We start from the raw sequence: 21,497 nt of genomic DNA on the forward strand, positions 1-21,497 counted from the left end.
CCCGACGCACTGCCCCAACGGGACGGCCAAACAGCGCCCACCCGAACGCACTTGAGCTACGGCCCCGGCGCTGCGGGGCCTGGCCTGAGGAGCCCGGCCCGAGGAGCCTGGGCTCACGGCCCCGCGCTGACGCCCCCGGCCTGGCCCCTGGGCTGAGGACCGTACCGGGGACTACCCACGCCCCTGTCCGGGCCCCGACACCCCAATCCCGCCCCCTACATCCAGTCCTCGGGCTCCGGCTCCTCATCCATCTCCGGCCAGTAGTCCGCACCGGGGTCAACTTCCTTCGCAGCCCGGCCTGGCGCGGGTGCCGACGCCTGTGCCCGCGCCGGTGCCCGCGCTGGTGCCGGTGCTGGTGCTGGTGCTGGTGCTGGTGCCGGTGCTTCCACCGCAGCCGGAGTCGGAGTGGGAGCCACGGCCGGAGCCTCGCCCAGCCCCGCCAGTACCCCGATCACGCCCTCCCCGTACGTCGCCAGCTTCTTCTCGCCGACGCCGCTGATCTCGCCGAGCTGCGCCACCGAGGTCGGCCAGATCGTCGTGATCTCCCGGAGCGTGGCGTCGTGGAAGATGACGTACGCCGGAACCCCTTGCTCGCGAGCCTGTTCCGCGCGCCAGGCTCGCAGGGCCTCGAAGGCGGGTTGCAGCGATTCGGGCAGCTCCACCGCCGCGGCCTTGGCCTTGCGTTCGCCTCGGCCCGAGGAGGACGACCCGGACCGCGAGGAGCCCGCGGGCTTCTTCGGTTCCTTGCGGAGCGGCACTTCCCGCTCGCGCCGCAGCACCGTGCCGCTCGCCTCGGTGAGTACCAGCGTGCCGTACTCCCCCTCGACCGCGAGCAGCCCCTGTGCCAGCAACTGCCGTACGACGCCCCGCCATTCGCCCTCGGCCAGGTCCTGGCCGATGCCGAACACGGACAGCTGGTCGTGGTCGAACTGGATCACCTTGGCCGACCGGCGCCCCAAGAGGATGTCGACGATCTGCAGGGCGCCGAACTTCTGGCCCCGCTCCCGCTGGAGCCGCACCACCGTCGAGAGGACCTTCTGCGCGGCGACCGTGCCGTCCCAGGTCTCGGGCGGGGTGAGGCAGGTGTCGCAGTTGCCGCAGCCCGCCGCGTCCGGGTCCTGGCCGAAGTAGGCGAGCAGTTGGCCGCGTCGGCATTGCGCGGTCTCGCACAGCGCGAGCATCGCCTCCAGGTGGGAGGCGGCCCGGCGGCGGAACGCCTCGTCGCCCTCGCTGGACTGGATCATCTTGCGCTGTTGTATGACGTCGTTCAGGCCGTACGCCATCCACGCCGTGGAGGGCGATCCGTCACGCCCCGCACGACCCGTCTCCTGGTAGTACCCCTCCACCGACTTGGGCAGGTCGAGGTGGGCGACGAACCGTACGTCCGGCTTGTCGATGCCCATGCCGAAGGCGATGGTCGCCACGACGATCAGCCCGTCCTCGCGCAGGAACCGGGACTGGTGTGCCGCGCGCGTGCCCGAGTCCAGGCCCGCGTGGTACGGCACCGCCTCGATGCCGTTGCGCGACAGGAACTCGGCGGTCGTGTCCACGGACTTGCGCGACAGGCAGTACACGATGCCCGCGTCGCCCGCGTGCTCCTCGCGCAGGAAGCTCAGCAACTGCTTCTTGGGGTCGGCCTTCGGCACGATCCGGTACTGGATGTTGGGCCGGTCGAAGCTCGCCACGAAGTGCCGGGCGGTCGGCATGTTCAGGCGCTGGGTGATCTCCTTGTGCGTCGCGTCCGTGGCCGTCGCCGTGAGCGCGATCCGGGGAACGTCCGGCCAGCGCTCACCGAGCACCGAGAGGGACAGATAGTCCGGGCGGAAGTCGTGACCCCACGACGACACACAGTGCGCCTCGTCGATCGCGAAGACCGAGATCTTGCCGCGCGACAGCAGGTCCAGCGTGTTGTCGAGCCGCAGCCGCTCCGGCGCGAGATAGATCAGGTCCAGCTCGCCCGCCAGGAACTCCGCCTCGACCACGCGCCGCTCGTCGAAGTCCTGCGTCGAGTTCATGAACCCGGCGCGCACCCCGAGCGCCCGCAGCGCGTCCACCTGGTCCTGCATCAGGGCGATCAGCGGCGAGACGACAACTCCCGTACCGGGTCTGACCAGGGACGGGATCTGGTAGCACAACGACTTGCCGCCGCCGGTCGGCATGAGGACGACGGCGTCGCCGCCCGCCACCACATGCTCGATGACCTCTTCCTGCTCGCCGCGGAAGCTGTCGTAGCCGAAGACGCGGTGGAGCGTGGCCAGCGCCTCGCTCTCGCCCTGTGCCGCCGGCGTCCGTACTTCGGTCGTCACAACCGTCCCGCCCATCCCGTGCATCGCTCGTCCCCCGTACGTCGTCCCTCGACCACTGCGTCCACGATAGGCGTCCGCGCTGACAGCGTCGGAGTTATCCACAGGCTGGTGGCGGTGACCGAATGTGGTCATTCGATTGGCTCCCGTCACATGGCGCGACGGATACGGCCGGAACATGCTGCTCGGGCGGGACCGCGGAGGCCCGCCACGCCCCGAACGGACGGCGCGCCGTGCGTGCGGACGCCTCCCGAAAGTCCAAGGAGCCCCACCATGTCCCCTCGGTCCTCGCGGTCCCCTCGGCCCCTGCGGAGCGCCGTCAAGACCACCCTCGCGGCGGCGACGGCCGCGGCCTTCGCGCTGACCGCCGCCCCGGCCCAGGCCGCGCCCGACCCCGACCCGTCCGTGTGGAACCAACTGAGCAGGACGACTCAGGCCACCGCCAAGTACGGGTACGAGGGGTTCGCGGCGGCCGGCGGATACGCGCGCACCGACACCTGCGTCGCCGACCCGGCCGAGGGCGGCATGGGCTACCACTACGTCAACCCGGCGAACGTCGGCTCGGTCGATCCGCAGAAGCCGGCGGCCCTCGTGTACGCGGACGGGTCCGACCTCGCCGACGGACGCAAGCTGGTCGCGGTGGAGTGGGTCGTGAAGGACACGGGCCGGGCGAACGCGCCGGCGCTGTTCGGGCAGACCTTCCAGAAGGACCAGCTCCCCGGCTACTTCACCCTGCACGCCTGGCTCTACAAGCCCAACTCGGCGGGCCTGTTCGCCGCGTGGAACCCCGAGGTCGTCTGCCCGACGGCCTGACCGCGCATGCGCGAAGGCCCCGGCTCGCTCGAAGCGAACCGGGGCCTTGCGCATGGGCTCAGCGGCCTGTGCTCAGCGCACGAACACCCCGGCCTGGTTGGCCAGGTGCAGGAAGTACTGCGGGGCCACGCCGAGGACGAGTGTGGCCGCCACGGCCACCCCGATCGTCGCCATGGTCAGCGGGGACGGGACCGCGACGGTGGGACCGTCGGGCCTCGGCTCGCTGAAGAACATGAGCACGATCACGCGGATGTAGAAGAACGCCGCGATGGCGGAGGAGAGCACACCGACCACGACCAGCGGGGCCGCGCCGCCGGCCGCCGCCGCCTTGAACACGGCGAACTTCCCGGCGAAGCCGGCCGTCAGCGGAATGCCCGCGAAGGACAGCAGGAACACCGCGAACACGGCCGCGACCAACGGCGACCTCCGCCCGAGCCCCGCCCACTTCGACAGGTGCGTCGCCTCGCCGCCGGCGTCCCGTACGAGGGTGACGACCGCGAACGCGCCGATCGTCACGAACGAGTAGGCGCCCAGGTAGAAGAGCACGGACGAGACGCCGTCCCGGGTGGTCGCGATGACACCCGCGAGGATGAATCCCGCGTGCGCGATCGACGAGTACGCCAGCAGCCGCTTGATGTCGGTCTGGGTGATCGCGACGATCGCGCCGCCCAGCATCGTGATGATCGCCACGCCCCACATGACGGGCCGCCAGTCCCAGCGCAGGCCCGGCAGCACGACGTAGAGCAGGCGGAGCAGCGCCCCGAAGGCGGCGACCTTGGTCGCGGCGGCCATGAAGCCGGTGACCGGGGTCGGTGCGCCCTGGTAGACGTCGGGCGTCCACATGTGGAACGGGACCGCGCCCACCTTGAAGAGGAGCCCCATGACGATCATCGCGCCGCCGATGAGCAGCAGCGCGTCGTTGCCCATGGTGTCGGCGAGGGCCGGGTTGATGTTGGTGATGGAGCCGTCGACGACCTGCGCGATCGTGGAGTACGACATCGAGCCCGCGTAGCCGTAGAGCAGCGCGATGCCGAACAGGGTGAACGCGGAGGCGAAGGCGCCGAGGAGGAAGTACTTGACCGCGGCCTCCTGCGACAGGAGCCGCTTGCGGCGGGCCAGGGCGCAGAGGAGGTAGAGCGGCAGCGAGAAGACTTCCAGGGCGACGAACAGGGTCAACAGGTCGTTGGCGGACGGGAAGACGAGCATTCCGGCGACCGCGAAGAGCAGGAGCGGGAACACCTCCGTGGTGGTGAACCCGGCCTTGATCGCCGCCTTCTCGCTGTCGCTGCCGGGCACGGACGCGCCCTGTGCGGCGAACGAGTCGACCCGGTTGCCGTGCGCCTCGGGGTCGAGTCGGCGTTCCGCGAAGGTGAAGAGGCCGACCAGTCCGGACAGCAGGATCACGCCCTGCAGGAACAGGGCCGGTCCGTCGACCGCGATCGCGCCCATCGCCGCGATGTGCGCCTTGGTGGTGCCGTACCCGTCCGCCGCGAGCGCCACGACCGCCGCGAAAGCGGCGCAGAGCGCTACGGCGGACACGAACACCTGGGCGTAGTAACGGGACTTGCGCGGGACGAACGCCTCGACCAGCACCCCGATGAGGGCCGCGCCGAGGATGATCAAGGTGGGCGACAATTGCCCGTACTCGATCTTCGGCGCGTCGATCTTGGAGATCGGGTCGGCCGCGGTTGCCGCCGTTGTCCACAGGCTGTGGACGGCTGTTGCGCTCACTTGGCCGCCTCCACCGAGGGCTTGGGATCCTTCTTGTGCACGTCGGACAAGGTCTGCTTGACCGACGGGTTCACGATGTCCGTGACGGGCTTCGGGTAGACGCCCAGGAAGATCAACAGCACGATCAGCGGGGCGACGACCAGGAGTTCACGCGGGCGCAGGTCCGGCATCGAGGCGACCTCGGGCTTCACCGGGCCGGTCATCGTCCTTTGGTAGAGGACCAGGGTGTACAGCGCGGCGAGGACGATGCCGAAGGTCGCGATGATCCCGATCGCCGGGTAGCGCGAGAACGTGCCGACCAGGACCAGGAACTCGCTCACGAAGGGCGCGAGTCCCGGCAGCGACAGCGTGGCCAGACCGCCGATCAGGAAGGTGCCCGCGAGCACCGGGGCGACTTTCTGCACCCCTCCGTAGTCGGCGATCAGACGCGAGCCGCGCCGCGAGATCAGGAATCCGGCGACGAGCATCAACGCGGCCGTGGAAATGCCGTGGTTGACCATGTAGAGCGTCGCGCCGGACTGGCCCTGGCTGGTCATCGCGAAGATGCCCAGCACGATGAACCCGAAGTGCGAGATCGACGCGTACGCCACCAGCCGTTTGATGTCCCGCTGTCCGACCGCGAGCAGCGCGCCGTAGATGATGCTGATCACGGCGAGGACGAGGATGACGGGCGTCGCCCACTTGCTGGCGTTCGGGAACAGCTGGAGGCAGAAGCGGAGCATCGCGAAGGTGCCGACCTTGTCGACAACTGCCGTGATCAGTACGGCGACCGGCGCGGTGGCCTCGCCCATCGCGTTGGGCAGCCAGGTGTGCAGCGGCCACAGGGGCGCCTTCACCGCGAAGGCGAAGAAGAAGCCCAGGAACAGCCAGCGTTCGGTGTTGGTCGCCATGTGCAGCGTGCCGTTGGCCCGCGCCTGCGCGATCTCCGCGAGCGAGAAGTTCCCGGCGACTACGTAGAGGCCGATCACGGCCGCCAGCATGATGAGCCCGCCGACCAGGTTGTAGAGCAGGAACTTGACGGCCGCGTACGACCGTTGGGTGGCCGCCGCCTCGTCGCCGTGCTCGTGGGCGCTGTCCCCGAAGCCACCGATGAGGAAGTACATCGGGATCAGCATGGCTTCGAAGAAGATGTAGAAGAGGAAGACGTCGGTGGCCTCGAAGGAGATGATCACCATCGCCTCCACCGCAAGGATGAGGGCGAAGAAGCCCTGGGTGGGCCGCCAGCGCTTGTTGCCGGTCTCCAGGGGGTCGGCGTCGTGCCAGCCGGCCAGGATCACGAACGGGATCAGCAGGGCGGTGAGCGCGATGAGCGCGACCGCGATGCCGTCCACACCCAGCTCGTAGCGGACCCCGAAGTCGGCGATCCAGGCGTGGGACTCGGTGAGTTGGTAGCGGTCGCCGCCCGGGTCGAAGCGCACCAGGATGACGATGCCCAGCGCGAGCGTCGCCAGCGAGACGAGCAGCGCCAGCCATTTCGCGGCGGTGCGCCGGGCGGCCGGGACGGCGGCCGTGGCCACCGCCCCGAGGGCCGGGAGCACCGCCGTCGCTGTCAGGAGGGGAAAGGACATCGGTATCAGACCGCCCTCATCAGCAGGGTCGCGGCGACGAGGATGGCCGCACCGCCGAACATCGAGACCGCGTACGACCGCGCGTAGCCGTTCTGCAGCTTGCGCAGCCTTCCGGAGAGGCCGCCCATGGAGGCCGCCGTGCCGTTGACGACGCCGTCGACCAGGGTGTGGTCGACGTAGACCAGGGAGCGGGTGAGGTGCTCGCCGCCGCGCACCAGGACGACGTGGTTGAAGTCGTCCTGGAGGAGGTCGCGGCGGGCGGCCCGGGTGAGCAGTGAGCCGCGCGGGGCGACGGCCGGAACCGGCTTGCGCCCGTACTGCGCCCAGGCGATCCCGACGCCGATGACCAGGACCACCATGGTGGCCAGGGTGACCGTCAGGGCGCTCACCGGGGAGTTGCCCTCCTCGTGGCCGGTGATGGGCTCCAGCCAGTGCAGGAAGCGGTCACCGATGCCGAAGATGCCGCCGGCGAAGACCGATCCGAAGGCCAGCACGATCATCGGGATCGTCATCGTCTTCGGGGACTCGTGCGGGTGCGGCTCGTTGCCGTTCTCGTCGGGCTGCCAGCGCTTCTCGCCGAAGAACGTCATCAGCATCACGCGCGTCATGTAGAACGCCGTGATGGCCGCGCCCAGCAGGGCCGCGCCGCCGAGGATCCAGCCCTCGGTGCCGCCCTTCGCGAAGGCCGCCTCGATGATCTTGTCCTTGGAGAAGAAGCCGGACAGGCCCGGGAAACCGATGATGGCGAGGTAGCCGAGGCCGAAGGTGATGAAGGTGACCGGCATGTACTTCCTGAGGCCGCCGTACTTCCTCATGTCGACCTCGTCGTTCATGCCGTGCATGACCGAACCGGCGCCGAGGAACAGCCCGGCCTTGAAGAAGCCGTGCGTCACCAGGTGCATGATCGCGAAGACGTAGCCGATGGGGCCGAGGCCCGCGGCGAGGACCATGTAGCCGATCTGCGACATGGTCGAGCCGGCGAGGGCCTTCTTGATGTCGTCCTTCGCGCAACCGACGATCGCACCGAACAGGAGCGTGACGGCACCGACGACGGTGACCACCAACTGTGCGTCGGGGGCGGCGTTGAAGATCGCTCCGGAGCGGACGATCAGGTACACGCCCGCGGTCACCATGGTCGCCGCGTGGATGAGGGCCGAGACCGGGGTCGGGCCCTCCATCGCGTCGCCGAGCCAGGACTGCAGCGGCACCTGGGCGGACTTGCCGCAGGCGGCGAGCAGCAGCATCAGGGCGATGCCCGTGAGCTTGCCCTCGGAGGCGTCACCGACGTGGCTGAGGACCGGGCCGAAGGCAAAGGTCCCGAACGTCGTGAACATCAGCATGATGGCGATCGACAGGCCCATGTCGCCGACCCGGTTGACCAGGAAGGCCTTCTTGGCGGCGGTGGCCGCGCTGGGCTTGTGCTGCCAGAAGCCGATCAGCAGGTAGGAGGCGAGACCGACGCCTTCCCAACCGACATACAGGAGCAGGTAGTTGTCGGCGAGGACGAGGATCAGCATCGCCGCGAGGAATAGGTTCAGATAGCCGAAGAAGCGGCGCCGGCGCTCGTCGTGCTCCATGTACCCGACCGAGTACAGGTGGATGAGCGAGCCGACACCGGTGATCAGCAGGACGAAGGTCATCGACAGCTGGTCGAGGCGGAAGGTGACGTCCGCCTGGAAGCCCTCGACGGGGACCCAGGTCCACAGGTGCTGCATGAGCGTCCGGTGCTCGGCGTTCTTCCCCAGCAGGTCGGTGAAGAGGACGACACCGATCACGAAGGAGGCGGACGACAGGATCGTGCCGATCCAGTGGCCGACGGCATCGAGCCGCCGGCCGCCGCACAGCAGGACGACCGCTCCGAGCAGAGGCGCCGCTACCAGCAGCGCAATCAGGTTCTCCACGATTCAGCGACCCCTCAGAGCTTCATCAGGCTGGCGTCGTCGACCGAGGCCGAGTGGCGGGAACGGAACAGCGACACGATGATCGCGAGCCCGACCACGACCTCCGCGGCGGCGACGACCATCGTGAAGAAGGCGATGACCTGACCGTCGAGGTTGCCGTGCATCCGGGAGAAGGTGACGAACGCGAGGTTGCAGGCGTTGAGCATCAGCTCGATGCACATGAACACGACGATCGCGTTCCGTCTGATCAGCACGCCGGTGGCGCCGATCGTGAACAACAGGGCGGAGAGATAGAGGTAGTTGACGGGGTTCACTTCGACGCCTCCTCGGTCCGCTTGAGGTTCGCCGGTGCGATCTCGGTGCGCTCCAGGCGCTCCTCGGATCGCTGCTCCAGGGCCCGCAGGTCGCCCAGCGCCTCGCTGGACACATCGCGGATCTGGCCGCGGTCACGGAGCGTCTTGCTGACCGTGAGCTCGGACGGGGTGCCGTCGGGCAGCAGGCCCTGGACGTCCACCGCGTTGTGCCGGGCGTAGACGCCGGGGGCGGGCAGCGGCGGGAGGTGCTTGCCCTCGCGGACGCGTTGCTCGGACAGCTCGCGCTGGGTCTTGGGCCGCTCGGTGCGCTCGCGGTGCGTGAGCACCATGGCGCCGACGGCGGCCGTGATCAGCAGGGCGCCGGTGATCTCGAAGGCGAACACGTACTTCGTGAAGATGAGGGCGGCCAGGCCCTCCACGTTGCCGTTCGCGTTGGCCGTGCTCAGGCCGTCGAACTGCGTGAGCGAGGCGTTGCCGATGCCCGCGAAGAGCAGGATGCCGAAGCCGAGCCCACAGAGAAGGGCCAGCCAGCGCTGGCCCTTGATGGTCTCCGTCAGGGAGTCCGCGGCCGTGACGCCGACCAGCATCACCACGAAGAGGAACAGCATCATGATCGCGCCCGTGTAGACGACGATCTGCACGATGCCCAGGAAGTAGGCGCCGTTGGCGAGGTAGAACACCGCCAGGATGATCATGGTCCCGGCGAGCGAGAGCGCGCTGTGCACCGCCCTCCTCATGAGGACGGTGGACAGGGCGCCGATCACCGCGACCGTGCCGAGGACCCAGAACTGGAAGGCCTCGCCGGTGGAGGTGGAGTAGGCGGCGGCGAACTGCGCGCTCATGCCTCCACCCCCTCTTCTTCGGGCTTCTCGCCCTTGGAGACGGCGACTTGAGGCACCGTGCCGGGTGCGGCCTCCGTCACCAGGCCCCGGTAGTAGTCCTGTTCGTCCATCCCCGGGTAGATGGCGTGCGGGCTGTCGACCATGGTGTCGTCGAGGCCGGCCAGCAGCTGTTCCTTGGTGTAGATGAGGTTCGCGCGGCTGGTGTCGGCCAGCTCGAACTCGTTGGTCATCGTCAACGCGCGCGTGGGGCACGCCTCGATGCACAGGCCGCACAGGATGCAGCGGGCGTAGTTGATCTGGTAGACGCGGCCGTACCGCTCGCCCGGCGAGTAGCGCTCCTCGTCGGTGTTGTCGGCGCCCTCCACATAGATGGCGTCGGCGGGGCAGGCCCAGGCGCACAGCTCGCAGCCGACGCACTTCTCCAGGCCGTCCGGATGGCGGTTGAGCTGGTGCCGTCCGTGGAACCGGGGGGCTGTGGTCTTCTCCTGCTCCGGGTACTGCTCGGTCAGCCGCTTCTTGAACATGGCCTTGAAGGTCACGCCGAAGCCGGCCACGGGGTTCTGGAAACCGGGTTTGGTCTCCTTGGGCTCCTCAGCCATCGGACGCCTCCTTTCCATCCAGAGATCCGTCACTGCCAGTATCCGAGCCACCACTGACAATCAGCTCCCGCTCGCGTCGCGAGGGGCGCCGAGGCACCGGTGGCAACTCCTGTCCCGGCAGCGGCGGTACGGGGAATCCGCCCGCCATCGCGTCGAACCCGGCGGGTTCCTCGGCCAGTTGCGCGTCGTCCCTGGCCTTCTGGCGGAACATGTCCGCGATGAAGGACAGCAACAGCAGGACGAGCACACCGCCGCCGATGTAGAGGGCGATGTCGGCGAAGTCGTAGTTCTCGTTCTTCAGGGTCCGTACGGTCGCGACGAGCATCAGCCAGACCACGGAGACCGGGATGAGGACCTTCCAGCCGAGCTTCATCAACTGGTCGTAGCGCACGCGCGGGAGCGTCCCGCGGAGCCAGATGAAGAAGAACAGCAGCAGCTGGACCTTGATAACGAACCAGAGCATCGGCCACCAGCCGTGGTTCGCGCCCTCCCAGAAGGAGCTGATCGGCCACGGGGCCCGCCAGCCGCCCAGGAAGAGCGTGGTCGACACCGCGGAGACCGTCACCATGTTCACGTACTCGGCGAGCATGAAGAGCGCGAACTTGATGGACGAGTACTCGGTGTTGAAACCGCCGACCAGGTCGCCCTCGGACTCCGGCATGTCGAAGGGGGCGCGGTTGGTCTCGCCGACCATCGTGATGATGTAGATGATGAAGGAGACCGGCAGCAGGATGATGTACCAGCGGTCGTGCTGTTGTTCAACGATCGTCGAGGTCGACATCGACCCGGAGTAGAGGAACACCGAGGCGAACGCCGCGCCCATCGCGATCTCGTAGGAGATCATCTGGGCGCAGGAGCGCAGGCCGCCGAGCAGCGGGTAGGTGGAGCCGGAGCTCCAGCCGGCGAGGACGATGCCGTAGATGCCGACCGAGGCGACCGCGAGGATGTAGAGCATCGCGATCGGCAGGTCGGTGAGCTGCATCGTGGTGCGATGGCCGAAGATCGAGACCTCGTTGTCGGCGGGCCCGAAGGGGATCACCGCGATCGCCATGAAGGCCGGGATGGCCGCGATGATCGGCGCGAGGACGTAGATCACCTTGTCCGCGCGCTTGACGATCAGGTCTTCCTTGAGCATCAGCTTCACGCCGTCGGCGAGCGACTGGAGCATGCCCCAGGGGCCGTGCCGGTTGGGGCCGATGCGCAGCTGCATCCAGGCGACGACCTTGCGCTCCCAGACGATCGAGAACAGCACGGTGATCATCAGGAACGCGAAGCAGAACACCGCTTTGACGACGACCAGCCACCACGGGTCGCGGCCGAACATCGAGAGGTCTTCGGCAGCGAGGTACGGGTACGGGCTCATGCCTCCACCTCCTTGGGGGCCTCGCCCGCGAGCGTGGCCGGGCCGATGCGGACGAGTGCGCCGGGCAGCGCCCCGGTGTCGGAGGCGACTCCCCCGCCGATGGAGTTCAGCGGGAGCCAGACCACCCGGTCGGGCATCTCCGTGATCCGCAGCGGGAGTTCGACCGTTCCGGAGCCGCCGGTCACGGCGAGCGCGTCGCCGTCCTTGACGCCCGCCTCGGCGGCCGTGGCGGCCGACACGCGCGCGTGGGCGGCGTGCCGGGTGCCGGCGAGTGCTTCGTCGCCCTCCTGGAGCGCGCCCTGGTCGAGCAGCAGCCGGTGCCCGGCGAGCACCGCCTCCCCGGCGGCCGGCCGGGGCAGCACGCCCGCGGTCTCCAGCGGATCGCTGGCCCGCGGCCCGTCCCAGGGCCCGAGCCGGTCCAACTCCGCGCGCGTGGTGCGCAGATCGGGCAGACCCAGGTGTACGTCCATGGCATCGGCCAGCATGTGCAGCACGCGCGCGTCCGTGGGAGCGAGGGTGCGGGTCATCTGGTCGGGCTTGAGCGCGGCGTCGAAGAAGCGGACCCGGCCCTCCCAGTTGAGGAAGGCGCCCGCCTTCTCGGCGACCGCCGCGACCGGGAGAACCACGTCCGCGTGTTCGGTGACCTCGCTGGGCCGCAGTTCGAGCGACACCAGGAAGCCGACTTCGTGCAGTGCCGCACGCGCGCGTGCCGGGTCGGACAGGTCGCCCGGCTCCACACCGGCGACGAGCAGCGCCCGGAGTTCACCACCGGCGGCGGCCTCCACGATCTGGCCGGCGTCGCGGCCGTAGCGGTGCGGGAGTTCGGCGACGCCCCAGGCGACGGCGACCTCGTCACGCGCGCGTGGGTCGGTGGCCGGACGTCCGCCCGGCAGCAGCGACGGCAGCGCGCCCGCCTCGATCGCCCCGCGTTCCCCGGCCCGGCGCGGAATCCACACCAGCCGGGCACCGGTCGCGAACGCGGCCCGTACGGCGGCGGTGAGACCACCGGCGACGGCGGCCAGCCGCTCGCCGACGACGATCACGGCGCCCTCGGTGCGCAGCGCCTCGGAGGCGCGGGCGCCGTCGTCCTCCAGACCGAACCCGCTGGCGAGCGCGTCCAGCCACTCGGTCTCGGTGCCGGGAGCGGCCGGCAGCAGGATGCCGCCCGCCTTGTCCAGTCCGCGCGTGGCATGGGTGGCGAGCGAGAACACCCGCTGCCCGTGCGTGCGCGAGGCCTTGCGCAGCCGCAGGAAGACGCCGGGCGCCTCCTCCTCGGACTCGAACCCGACCAGCAGGACGGCGGGCGCCTTCTCCAGGGAGGTGTACGTGACGCCGTTGCCGTCGAGGTCCCGGCCGCGGCCGGCGACCCGGGCGGCCAGGAAGTCGGCCTCCTCGCTGCTGTGCACGCGCGCGCGGAAGTCGATGTCGTTCGTGTCGAGCGCCACGCGCGCGAACTTGCTGTACGCGTAGGCGTCCTCGATGGTGAGCCGGCCGCCGGTCAGGACACCGGTGCGGCCCCGCGCGGCCGACAGTCCCTGGGCGGCGGCCTCCAGGGCCTCCGGCCAGGACGCGGGCTCCAGGACGCCGTCCGCGTTGCGCACCAGGGGCGTCTGCAGCCGGTCGCGCTGCTGCGCGTACCGGAAGCCGAAGCGCCCCTTGTCGCAGATCCACTCCTCGTTGACCTCGGGGTCCACGGCGGCCAGCCGCCGCATGACCTTGCCGCGCCGGTGGTCGGTGCGGGTCGCGCAGCCCGCGGAGCAGTGCTCGCACACGGAGGGTGTGGAGACCAGGTCGAAGGGGCGGGAGCGGAATCGGTACGCCGCCGAGGTGAGCGCGCCCACCGGGCAGATCTGGATGGTGTTCCCGGAGAAGTACGACTCGAAGGGGTCTCCCTCACCGGTGCCGACCTGCTGGAGCGAGCCGCGCTCCAGGAGCTCGATCATCGGGTCGCCCGCGATCTGGTTGGAGAACCGGGTGCAGCGGGCGCACAGCACGCACCGCTCGCGGTCCAGCAGCACCTGGGTGGAGATCGGGACGGGCTTCTCGTAGGTCCGCTTCCTGCCCTCGAAGCGGGATTCGGCGTTGCCGTGGGACATCGCCTGGTTCTGCAGGGGGCACTCGCCGCCCTTGTCGCAGACCGGGCAGTCCAGCGGGTGGTTGATGAGGAGCAGCTCCATCACACCGTGCTGGGACTTCTCCGCGACGGGCGAGGTGAGCTGGGTCTTGACGACCATGCCGTCCGTGCACGTGATCGTGCAGGACGCCATCGGTTTGCGCTGGCCCTCGACCTCGACGATGCACTGGCGGCAGGCGCCGACCGGGTCGAGGAGGGGATGGTCGCAGAACCTGGGGATCTCGATGCCGAGTTGCTCGGCGGCGCGGATGACCAGAGTGCCCTTGGGCACGCTGATCTCGGCGCCGTCGATCGTCAGCAAGACGAGATCCTCGGGCGGGACCGCCGCTTCGCCCCCTCCTGAGGGGGCGTTCGTGGTCACCGTCATGCGTTCACCTCCGTGCGGTCGGCCCAGGCCGTGGACTTGGCCGGGTCGAAGGGGCAGCCCCGGCCCGTGATGTGCTGCTCGTACTCCTCGCGGAAGTACTTGAGCGAGGAGAAGATCGGCGAGGCGGCGCCGTCGCCGAGGGCGCAGAAGGACTTGCCGTTGATGTTGTCGGCGATGTCGTTCAGCTTGTCGAGGTCGGACATGGCGCCCTTGCCGGCCTCGATGTCGCGCAGCAACTGCACGAGCCAGTACGTCCCTTCACGGCACGGTGTGCACTTGCCGCAGGACTCGTGGGCGTAGAACTCGGTCCAGCGGGTGACGGCACGCACGACGCAGGTCGTCTCGTCGAAACATTGCAGAGCCTTGGTGCCGAGCATGGAACCCGCGGCACCCACTCCTTCGTAATCAAGAGGGACGTCGAGGTGCTCGTCGGTGAACATCGGCGTGGAAGACCCGCCAGGCGTCCAGAACTTGAGGCGATGCCCGGCCCGGATCCCGCCGCTCATGTCGAGCAGTTGGCGAAGTGTGATGCCGAGCGGCGCCTCGTACTGACCGGGACTGGTGACATGGCCGCTGAGCGAGTAGAGCGTGAAGCCCGGAGACTTCTCGCTTCCCATCGACCTGAACCATTCCTTGCCTTTTTGCAGAATGGCGGGAACTGACGCGATCGACTCGACGTTATTCACCACAGTCGGGCACGCATAGAGGCCCGCGACGGCGGGGAAAGGGGGGCGGAGCCGCGGTTGACCACGGCGACCTTCGAGCGAGTCGAGCAGTGCGGTCTCCTCACCGCAGATGTACGCGCCCGCACCCGCGTGCACGGTGAGCTGGAGGTCGAGCCCGCTGCCCAGGATGTTCTCGCCGAGGTAGCCCGCGTCGTACGCCTCGCGTACGGCCTCGTGCAACCGCCGCAATACGGGGACGACTTCACCACGCAGATAAATGAAGGCATGCGACGACCTGATGGCATAACACGCGATGACAATGCCCTCGACGAGGCTATGCGGGTTGGCGAACAGGAGCGGGATGTCCTTACAGGTCCCGGGCTCCGACTCGTCGGCGTTGACAACTAGATAGTGTGGTTTTCCATCCCCTTGGGGAATGAATTGCCATTTCATTCCGGTGGGGAAGCCGGCGCCACCACGACCGCGCAGACCGGAGTCCTTCACATACGCGATGAGGTCGTCCGGAGACATGGCGAGCGCCTTGCGAAGCCCCTCGTATCCCTCGTGCCTCCGGTACGTGTCCAGAGTCCAGGACTCGTCCTCGTCCCAGAAGGCCGACAGCACGGGTGCGAGCAGCTTCTCGGGGCTGTGGTCTTTCAGTTCGGGTGCCAAGGTCATCACTCCCCCTCCTCGGCGACAGGCCCCGCCGGGTGGGCGGGATCCGAGGCCGACGTGTCCTGCGGCGCATCGTGCGAACTGAGGTGCTCGGTCGTCGGCGACTGGTCCTGCGGCGCTGAGGAGCCCCGCGGATGGACCACGCGCGCGGGTGCGGTCTCTCCCCTGGCCAGGCGGAGGCCCACCAGCGACGCGGGTCCCGCACCGCCGCTCGCCTCGACGGCCCCGGGCCGCTCGTCGGGGAAGCCGGCGAGGATCCGCGCGGTCTCCTTGAAGGTGCACATCGGCGCCCCGCGCGTGGGCTCCACCGGAGCCCCCGTGCGCAGGTCGTCGACGAGGCGCCGGGCACTGGCCGGGGTCTGGTTGTCGAAGAACTCCCAGTTGACCATCACCACCGGCGCGAAGTCGCAGGCCGCGTTGCACTCGATGTGCTCCAGGGTGACCTTGCCGTCGTCGGTGGTCTCACCGTTGCCGACGCCCAGGTGCTCCTGGAGGGACTCGAAGATCGCGTCGCCGCCCATCACCGCGCACAGGGTGTTGGTGCAGACCCCGACCTGGTAGTCACCGCTCGGCCGGCGCCGGTACATGGAGTAGAAGGTCGCCACCGCGGCGACCTCGGCCGTCGTCAGGTCCAGCAGGGTCGCGCAGAACTGCTGCCCGGTGCGCGTGACATGCCCCTCCTCCGCCTGCACGAGGTGCAGCAACGGCAGGAGGGCCGAGCGGGAGTCCGGGTAGCGGGCGATGATCTCCCGCCCGTCGGCCTCCAGTCGGGCCCGGACGTCGTCCGGGTAGGCGGGCGCGGGCAGTTGGGGCATGCCCAGACTGACGCCCTGCTCCGAAGAACTGGTGGTCACCGGTCGACGCCTCCCATCACGGGGTCGATGGACGCGACGGCGACGATGACGTCGGCGACCTGGCCGCCCTCGCACATCGCCGCCATGGCCTGAAGGTTGGTGAAGGACGGGTCCCTGAAGTGGACCCGGTAGGGGCGGGTGCCTCCGTCGGACACGGCGTGCACCCCGAGTTCGCCCTTGGGCGACTCGACCGCCGCGTACGCCTGTCCCGGCGGCACGCGGAAGCCTTCGGTCACCAGCTTGAAGTGGTGGATCAGGGCCTCCATGGAGGTGCCCATGATCTGCTTGATGTGGTCGAGCGAGTTGCCCAACCCGTCCGGCCCGAGCGCGAGTTGGGCGGGCCAGGCGATCTTCTTGTCGGCGACCATGACCGGGCCGGGCTGCAGCCGGTCCAGGCACTGCTCGACGATCCTCAGCGACTGGCGCATCTCCTCCAGGCGGATGAGGAAGCGGCCGTAGGAGTCACAGGTGTCGGCGGTCGGGATGTCGAAGTCGTACGTCTCGTAGTCGCAGTACGGCTGCGCCTTGCGCAGGTCGTGCGGGAGGCCGGTGGAGCGCAGGATCGGCCCGGTGGCGCCGAGCGCCATGCAGCCGGCCAGGTCGAGGTAACCGACGTCCTGCATACGGGCCTTGAAGATGGGGTTCCCGGTGGCGAGCTTGTCGTACTCGGGGAGGTTCTTCTTCATCTTCTTCACGAACTCGCGGATGTGGTCCACCGCGCCGGGCGGCAGGTCCTGGGCGAGTCCGCCGGGGCGGATGTACGCGTGGTTCATCCGCAGGCCCGTGATGAGCTCGTAGATGTCGAGAATCATTTCACGATCGCGGAATCCGTAGATCATGATCGTGGTGGCGCCGAGTTCCATGCCGCCGGTGGCGATGCACACCAGGTGGGAGGACAACCGGTTCAGCTCCATCAGGAGCACCCGGATGATCTTCGCCCGCTCGGTGATCTGGTCCTCGACGCCGAGGAGCTTCTCGACGGCGAGACAGTAGGCGGTCTCGTTGAAGAAGGACGTCAGGTAGTCCATGCGCGTCACGAACGTGGTGCCCTGCGTCCACGTGCGGTATTCGAGGTTCTTCTCGATACCGGTGTGGAGGTAGCCGATGCCGCAGCGGGCCTCGGTGACCGTCTCGCCGTCGATCTCCAGGATCAGACGGAGCACACCGTGCGTGGAGGGGTGCTGGGGCCCCATGTTGACGACGATGCGCTCGTCGTCGGCCTTGGCCGCGGACTGGACCACCTCGTCCCAGTCGCCACCGGTGACCGTATATACGGTGCCCTCGGTGGTCTCCCGGGCGGATGCTGACTGCGTGCTCACGAGTACGACCTCCGCTGGTCCGGAGCCGGGATCTGGGCGCCCTTGTACTCGACGGCGATGCCGCCGAGGGGGTAGTCCTTGCGCTGCGGGTGGCCCGGCCAGTCGTCCGGCATCATGATCCGCGTCAGCGCCGGGTGACCGTCGAAGACGATGCCGAAGAAGTCGTAGGTCTCGCGCTCGTGCCAGTCGTTGGTCGGATAGACCGGGACCAGGGACGGGATGTGCGGATCGCTGTCCGGGGCGCTGACTTCGAGGCGGATCAGCCGGTTGTGGGTGATCGAGCGCAGGTGGTAGACGGCGTGCAGCTCGCGGCCCTTGTCGTGCAGGTAGTGGACCGCGCTGACGCCGGTGCAGAGTTCGAAGCGCAGGGCCGGGTCGTCGCGCAGGGTCTGGGCGACGCGGACCAGATGCTCGCGTTCGATGTGGAAGGTGAGTTCACCGCGGTCGACGATCGTCTTCTCGATCGCGTTGCCGGGCAGCAGGCCCTGTTCCTCCAGGGCGCCCTCCAGCTCGTCGGCGACCTCGTCGAACCAGCCGCCGTAGGGCCGGCTCGTCTCGCCCGGCAGGCGGACCGAGCGGACCAGGCCGCCGTAACCGGAGGTGTCGCCGCCGTTGTTGGCGCCGAACATGCCGCGCTGGACGCGGATCTCCTCGCCCTCGCCGCGCTGGCCGGGGAGGTTGGAGTCACCCGGGTCCTGCTCCGGGTCGGCTCCGTTGGTGCCGTTCGCGTCACTCACCGCAGCAGGCCCTTCATCTCGATGGTGGGCAGTGCCTTGAGCGCCGCTTCCTCCGCCTCACGGGCAGCCTCCTCGGCGTTCACACCGAGCTTGGAGGTCTGGATCTTGTGGTGGAGCTTGAGGATCGCGTCCATCAGCATCTCGGGCCGTGGCGGGCAGCCCGGGAGGTAGATGTCGACCGGGACGATGTGGTCGACGCCCTGCACGATCGCGTAGTTGTTGAACATGCCGCCCGACGACGCGCAAACGCCCATGGAGATGACCCACTTGGGGTTCGGCATCTGGTCATAGACCTGCCGCAGCACCGGCGCCATCTTCTGGCTGACCCGGCCCGCGACGATCATCAGGTCCGCCTGGCGGGGAGATCCGCGGAAGACCTCCATGCCGAAGCGCGCCAGGTCGTAGCGTCCGGCGCCGGTCGTCATCATCTCGATGGCGCAGCAGGCGAGTCCGAACGTGGCCGGGAAGACGGACGCCTTGCGCACCCAGCCCGCGGCCTGCTCGACGGTGGTCAGCAGGAAACCGCTCGGCAGCTTTTCTTCGAGTCCCATGAGTTAAAGGCCCCTCAGTCCCATTCCAGGCCGCCGCGCCGCCATACGTACGCGTACGCGACGAAGACGGTGAGCACGAAGAGCAGCATCTCCACGAGCCCGAAAACACCCAGGGCGTCGAAGGTGACGGCCCAGGGGTAGAGGAAGACGATCTCGATGTCGAAGACGATGAAGAGCATCGCCGTCAGGTAGTACTTGATGGGGAAGCGCCCGCCGCCGGCCGGCGTGGGGGTCGGCTCGATGCCGCACTCGTACGCTTCGAGCTTGGCCCGGTTGTACCGCTTCGGACCGATCAGCGTGGCCATGACCACGGAGAAGATCGCAAAGCCTGCCCCGAGGGCTCCCAGTACGAGGATGGGCGCATACGCGTTCACCGCTCCTCGCTCCTCTCAGTCGGCACTGACTGCTGGCGATGGCATCGGGTCCGTGTCCGGCTCACGCGCCGCCCAACCCCCGTTCGTCCAACGAAGATCGAGAACATGTGAAGCAGGTCACAAGCCCAACTGCCTCGCATCTTATGCCCGGCGCTCTGTGATCTGCGACACGGGGTATTACACAAGCTTTGTGATCTCCACCACCTGACGGTGGATCATCAAGTCGGGCGAGCGGTGATCTTCGCACGCGAAGCGTCCGACTGATCACGAGAGGTGACATTTCCGCTCGTCATCGCAGGCCGAGGGCGGCATCTCAATATCAAGAGGCTTCCCTTGCATGCAAATTGGAGTTGGACGTGGCGGCTTGATAGTGGAAGCCCGTTCACACATCAGAGGGAGGCGCGCGGCACGGTGTGGACGCGTGCACACGTTCACGAAGTCACCCGCTCGCGGTACCCACGCAGGACGCACGCATTCCGGTAACCGTTCCGTGACCTCCGCCACACTCATGAGAGGCGCATGAGAACGGGGCTTGGCCACCTGTCCCAACAGGTGGTAGGTGACGGGCAATTCGGGCGTACCGACGAAAGACCGTGATCACGGGCCTGATCGCCCAGGTCCGCAATGTCCGTTACGGCGTCAATAAGGAACGACACACCCGGGGTTGATGGCACCCGTTGAACAATTGTGGCGCAGCACACGTTTCTTGAAGGTATGGAGGAGCCCCTGATACCGGTTGGTCTCATGTCCCACACCGCTCACATACGCAGCCATCGGAAACCCCGCCGCAGCGCGACGACGAACATCGCCGTGCGTGCCGGAGTTGCCGGTGGCGTTCTCAGCATGGCGGCGGCTGGTGCAGCCTCGGCCAACGCTGCCGAGACGACGCAGACCCTGCAACTACCCACCCTGACGGCCGATCTGTCCACGCAGGTCGCCCAGTCCGCCGAGGCCACGCAGCAGGCCGCGGCGAACTACCAGCTGCAGGCCGAGCGCGACACGGCAGCCGCAAACGCCGCGAAGCAGGCCAAGGCGGACCTCGCGGTCGCCAAGAAGAAGGCGGAGGCCAAGAAGAAGGCCCAGGAGGCCGCTCGCAAGGACGCTGCGGCGCAGGCAGCCTCACGCAGCTCGCAGAGGACCACCCTGGCCTCTACGGCGACCACGAGCGCCTCCACGAGCACCAGCTCGTCGACGGCGACCGGTTCGGCCGCGACCATCGTGGCCTTCGTGAAGGCGCAGATCGGCAAGTCCTACGTCCTGGGCGCCACCGGCCCCAGCGCCTACGACTGCTCCGGACTCGTCGGAGCCGCCTTCAAGCAGGTCGGCATCAGCCTGCCGCGTGTCTCCCAGGACCAGTCGACCGCGGGTACTCAGGTGTCCCTGAGCAACCTTCAGGCCGGCGACATCCTGTACTGGGGCAGCGCGGGCAGTGCCTACCACGTGGCCGTGTACGTGGGCGACGGCATGTTCGTCGGCGCGCAGAACCCCTCCACCGGCATCGTGGAGAGGCCGCTGTCGTACGACATGCCGACCGGCGCGGTGCGGGTGCTCTGAACCCGCGCACGACGCCGTGAGCATGGGGCCGCTGCCGCTCGGGGGCAGCGGTCCCCTCGGTGTACCCTCCGCCACCCCCGGACCCACGGGGCGTTCCCACTACCGGAGTTCGCGGCTCTCCTGAAAGGCTCTCTTCTCAAGGTTCTCAAGTTCGGCTAACCAGACGGCCGGACGCCAAACATGAGAAGAGCGAGCCATGCCACGTGTCTTCGTCCAGGGCAGCCCCGTCGACTCCTATCCCCGGCCCGCACCCGAGGCCCGGCGCGGGTCCGTGCGACGCGTCACCGAGGTAGGCGAAGAGGTCCTGCACCGGCCGAGCCGGGACGTCACCGAGTTCGGGCCCGACCTCGCCGCGCTCATCGACGACATGTTCCTCACCATGTACGTCGCCGAGGGAGCCGGCCTCGCGGCCAACCAAGTGGGCGTCGATCTGCGCCTGTTCGTGTACGACTGCCCCGACGACGACGGCGTCCGGCATGTCGGACACATCGTCAATCCGGTCCTCGACCCGCTCACCCCGGCCGGGCGCCGACTGATCGACGAGGGCGAGGGCTGCCTGTCGGTACCGGGCGCCGTGATGGACGTACCGCGTCCGGACCGGGCCGTGGTGCGCGGGCTCGACAAGGACGGCAACGCGCTGGTGATCGAGGGCACGGGGTACTTCGCGCGCTGCCTCGCCCACGAGACCGACCACGTCAACGGTCAGGTGTACCTGGACCGCCTCTCCAAGCGGGACCGCAAGGAGGCGCTGCGGCAGGTGACGGACCGGCGTGACGAGGTGTTCGCCCGCCGGGCCGCCAAGACAGCCGCGCTCAGCGGCTGATCGCACCCAC

Annotated in this window: 18 protein-coding genes; 3 read left to right on the plus strand and 15 right to left on the minus strand. The window is 68.6% G+C overall.

The window, feature by feature from the left end; all coding sequences use genetic code 11:
• Window positions 1-215 precede the first annotated feature (215 nt).
• Entirely contained in the window at window positions 216-2,321 is a 2,106-nt protein-coding gene (gene recQ / locus OG226_RS22130; protein WP_329349812.1) for a DNA helicase RecQ, read from the minus strand.
• Window positions 2,322-2,576: 255 nt separating this feature from the next.
• On the opposite strand from recQ, the gene OG226_RS22135 reads away from it, so the two are divergent.
• A complete protein-coding gene (locus tag OG226_RS22135; RefSeq protein WP_329349813.1) occupies window positions 2,577-3,116 on the plus strand; it encodes a hypothetical protein in 540 nt (179 codons plus the stop codon).
• 72 nt (window positions 3,117-3,188) lie between these two features.
• Here OG226_RS22135 and nuoN read toward each other — a convergent pair whose 3' ends face one another.
• Genes nuoN through OG226_RS22205 form a run of 14 tightly spaced genes read right to left on the minus strand, consistent with a single transcriptional unit; the run spans window position 3,189 to window position 19,110 of the window.
• On the minus strand, window positions 3,189-4,847 hold the full coding sequence (nuoN, locus tag OG226_RS22140; protein ID WP_328680221.1) for an NADH-quinone oxidoreductase subunit NuoN: 1,659 nt from the start codon (window positions 4,845-4,847) through the stop codon (window positions 3,189-3,191).
• The gene (locus OG226_RS22145) at window positions 4,844-6,415 is read right to left on the minus strand and encodes an NADH-quinone oxidoreductase subunit M (RefSeq protein WP_328680222.1); all 1,572 of its coding nucleotides are present in this window, start codon (window positions 6,413-6,415) and stop codon (window positions 4,844-4,846) included. Before OG226_RS22145 ends, nuoN begins: the two co-directional genes overlap by 4 nt.
• A gap of 5 nt (window positions 6,416-6,420) precedes the next feature.
• Entirely contained in the window at window positions 6,421-8,316 is a 1,896-nt protein-coding gene (gene nuoL, locus OG226_RS22150; protein ID WP_019061205.1) for an NADH-quinone oxidoreductase subunit L, read from the minus strand.
• A 14-nt stretch (window positions 8,317-8,330) separates the two neighbouring features.
• Complete coding sequence (gene nuoK, locus OG226_RS22155) at window positions 8,331-8,630, minus strand: NADH-quinone oxidoreductase subunit NuoK (RefSeq protein WP_016437642.1); 300 nt, start codon at window positions 8,628-8,630, stop codon at window positions 8,331-8,333.
• Entirely contained in the window at window positions 8,627-9,472 is an 846-nt protein-coding gene (locus OG226_RS22160) for an NADH-quinone oxidoreductase subunit J (protein ID WP_328680229.1), read from the minus strand. Before OG226_RS22160 ends, nuoK begins: the two co-directional genes overlap by 4 nt.
• Entirely contained in the window at window positions 9,469-10,071 is a 603-nt protein-coding gene (nuoI, locus tag OG226_RS22165) for an NADH-quinone oxidoreductase subunit NuoI (protein WP_328680231.1), read from the minus strand. The genes OG226_RS22160 and nuoI overlap by 4 nt, the downstream gene beginning before the upstream one ends.
• Window positions 10,064-11,434 (minus strand): NADH-quinone oxidoreductase subunit NuoH, encoded by a 1,371-nt coding sequence (gene nuoH / locus OG226_RS22170; protein WP_328680233.1) that lies wholly within the window; start codon window positions 11,432-11,434, stop codon window positions 10,064-10,066. The genes nuoI and nuoH overlap by 8 nt, the downstream gene beginning before the upstream one ends.
• Window positions 11,431-13,935: an NADH-quinone oxidoreductase subunit G gene (locus OG226_RS22175; protein WP_329349814.1), complete on the minus strand. Its 2,505-nt coding sequence runs from the start codon at window positions 13,933-13,935 to the stop codon at window positions 11,431-11,433. Before OG226_RS22175 ends, nuoH begins: the two co-directional genes overlap by 4 nt.
• Window positions 13,932-15,278, minus strand: coding sequence for an NADH-quinone oxidoreductase subunit NuoF (gene nuoF / locus OG226_RS22180; RefSeq protein ID WP_443066903.1), 1,347 nt, complete (start codon window positions 15,276-15,278; stop codon window positions 13,932-13,934). The genes OG226_RS22175 and nuoF overlap by 4 nt, the downstream gene beginning before the upstream one ends.
• Window positions 15,278-16,129, minus strand: a complete 852-nt coding sequence (nuoE, locus tag OG226_RS22185) for an NADH-quinone oxidoreductase subunit NuoE (protein WP_328680237.1) — start codon at window positions 16,127-16,129, stop codon at window positions 15,278-15,280. The genes nuoF and nuoE overlap by 1 nt, the downstream gene beginning before the upstream one ends.
• Window positions 16,126-17,448 carry an NADH-quinone oxidoreductase subunit D gene (locus OG226_RS22190; protein ID WP_019061212.1) on the minus strand — a complete coding sequence of 441 codons (1,323 nt, stop codon included), beginning with the start codon at window positions 17,446-17,448 and terminating at the stop codon, window positions 16,126-16,128. The genes nuoE and OG226_RS22190 overlap by 4 nt, the downstream gene beginning before the upstream one ends.
• Window positions 17,445-18,185, minus strand: a complete 741-nt coding sequence (locus tag OG226_RS22195) for an NADH-quinone oxidoreductase subunit C (protein ID WP_328680238.1) — start codon at window positions 18,183-18,185, stop codon at window positions 17,445-17,447. The genes OG226_RS22190 and OG226_RS22195 overlap by 4 nt, the downstream gene beginning before the upstream one ends.
• Window positions 18,182-18,736, minus strand: coding sequence for a NuoB/complex I 20 kDa subunit family protein (locus tag OG226_RS22200; protein ID WP_023547484.1), 555 nt, complete (start codon window positions 18,734-18,736; stop codon window positions 18,182-18,184). Before OG226_RS22200 ends, OG226_RS22195 begins: the two co-directional genes overlap by 4 nt.
• 14 nt (window positions 18,737-18,750) lie before the next feature.
• Window positions 18,751-19,110 carry an NADH-quinone oxidoreductase subunit A gene (locus OG226_RS22205; RefSeq protein WP_007383963.1) on the minus strand — a complete coding sequence of 120 codons (360 nt, stop codon included), beginning with the start codon at window positions 19,108-19,110 and terminating at the stop codon, window positions 18,751-18,753.
• Window positions 19,111-19,854: 744 nt separating this feature from the next.
• Between OG226_RS22205 and OG226_RS22210 the strand changes: the two genes are divergently transcribed.
• Both OG226_RS22210 and def read left to right on the plus strand, forming a co-directional pair.
• Window positions 19,855-20,664, plus strand: a complete 810-nt coding sequence (locus tag OG226_RS22210) for a C40 family peptidase (protein WP_328680273.1) — start codon at window positions 19,855-19,857, stop codon at window positions 20,662-20,664.
• Window positions 20,665-20,860: 196 nt separating this feature from the next.
• A complete protein-coding gene (gene def / locus OG226_RS22215; RefSeq protein WP_329349816.1) occupies window positions 20,861-21,487 on the plus strand; it encodes a peptide deformylase in 627 nt (208 codons plus the stop codon).
• Window positions 21,488-21,497 lie beyond the last annotated feature (10 nt).

Source organism: Streptomyces sp. NBC_01261 (genome assembly GCF_036226385.1).
GTDB lineage: Bacteria > Actinomycetota > Actinomycetes > Streptomycetales > Streptomycetaceae > Streptomyces.

What these genes read in the sequence shown, in the direction of transcription:
- OG226_RS22200 (WP_023547484.1), bottom strand. Translation starts at nt 18,736, where the DNA reads ATGGGACTCGAAGAAAAGCTGCCGAGCGGTTTCCTGCTGACCACCGTC.
- def (WP_329349816.1), top strand. Translation starts at nt 20,861, where the DNA reads ATGCCACGTGTCTTCGTCCAGGGCAGCCCCGTCGACTCCTATCCCCGG.
- nuoI (WP_328680231.1), bottom strand. Translation starts at nt 10,071, where the DNA reads ATGGCTGAGGAGCCCAAGGAGACCAAACCCGGTTTCCAGAACCCCGTG.
- nuoH (WP_328680233.1), bottom strand. Translation starts at nt 11,434, where the DNA reads ATGAGCCCGTACCCGTACCTCGCTGCCGAAGACCTCTCGATGTTCGGC.
- recQ (WP_329349812.1), bottom strand. Translation starts at nt 2,321, where the DNA reads ATGGGCGGGACGGTTGTGACGACCGAAGTACGGACGCCGGCGGCACAG.
- OG226_RS22135 (WP_329349813.1), top strand. Translation starts at nt 2,577, where the DNA reads ATGTCCCCTCGGTCCTCGCGGTCCCCTCGGCCCCTGCGGAGCGCCGTC.
- OG226_RS22210 (WP_328680273.1), top strand. Translation starts at nt 19,855, where the DNA reads ATGTCCCACACCGCTCACATACGCAGCCATCGGAAACCCCGCCGCAGC.
- OG226_RS22175 (WP_329349814.1), bottom strand. Translation starts at nt 13,935, where the DNA reads ATGACGGTGACCACGAACGCCCCCTCAGGAGGGGGCGAAGCGGCGGTC.
- OG226_RS22160 (WP_328680229.1), bottom strand. Translation starts at nt 9,472, where the DNA reads ATGAGCGCGCAGTTCGCCGCCGCCTACTCCACCTCCACCGGCGAGGCC.
- nuoF (WP_443066903.1), bottom strand. Translation starts at nt 15,278, where the DNA reads ATGACCTTGGCACCCGAACTGAAAGACCACAGCCCCGAGAAGCTGCTC.
- OG226_RS22145 (WP_328680222.1), bottom strand. Translation starts at nt 6,415, where the DNA reads ATGTCCTTTCCCCTCCTGACAGCGACGGCGGTGCTCCCGGCCCTCGGG.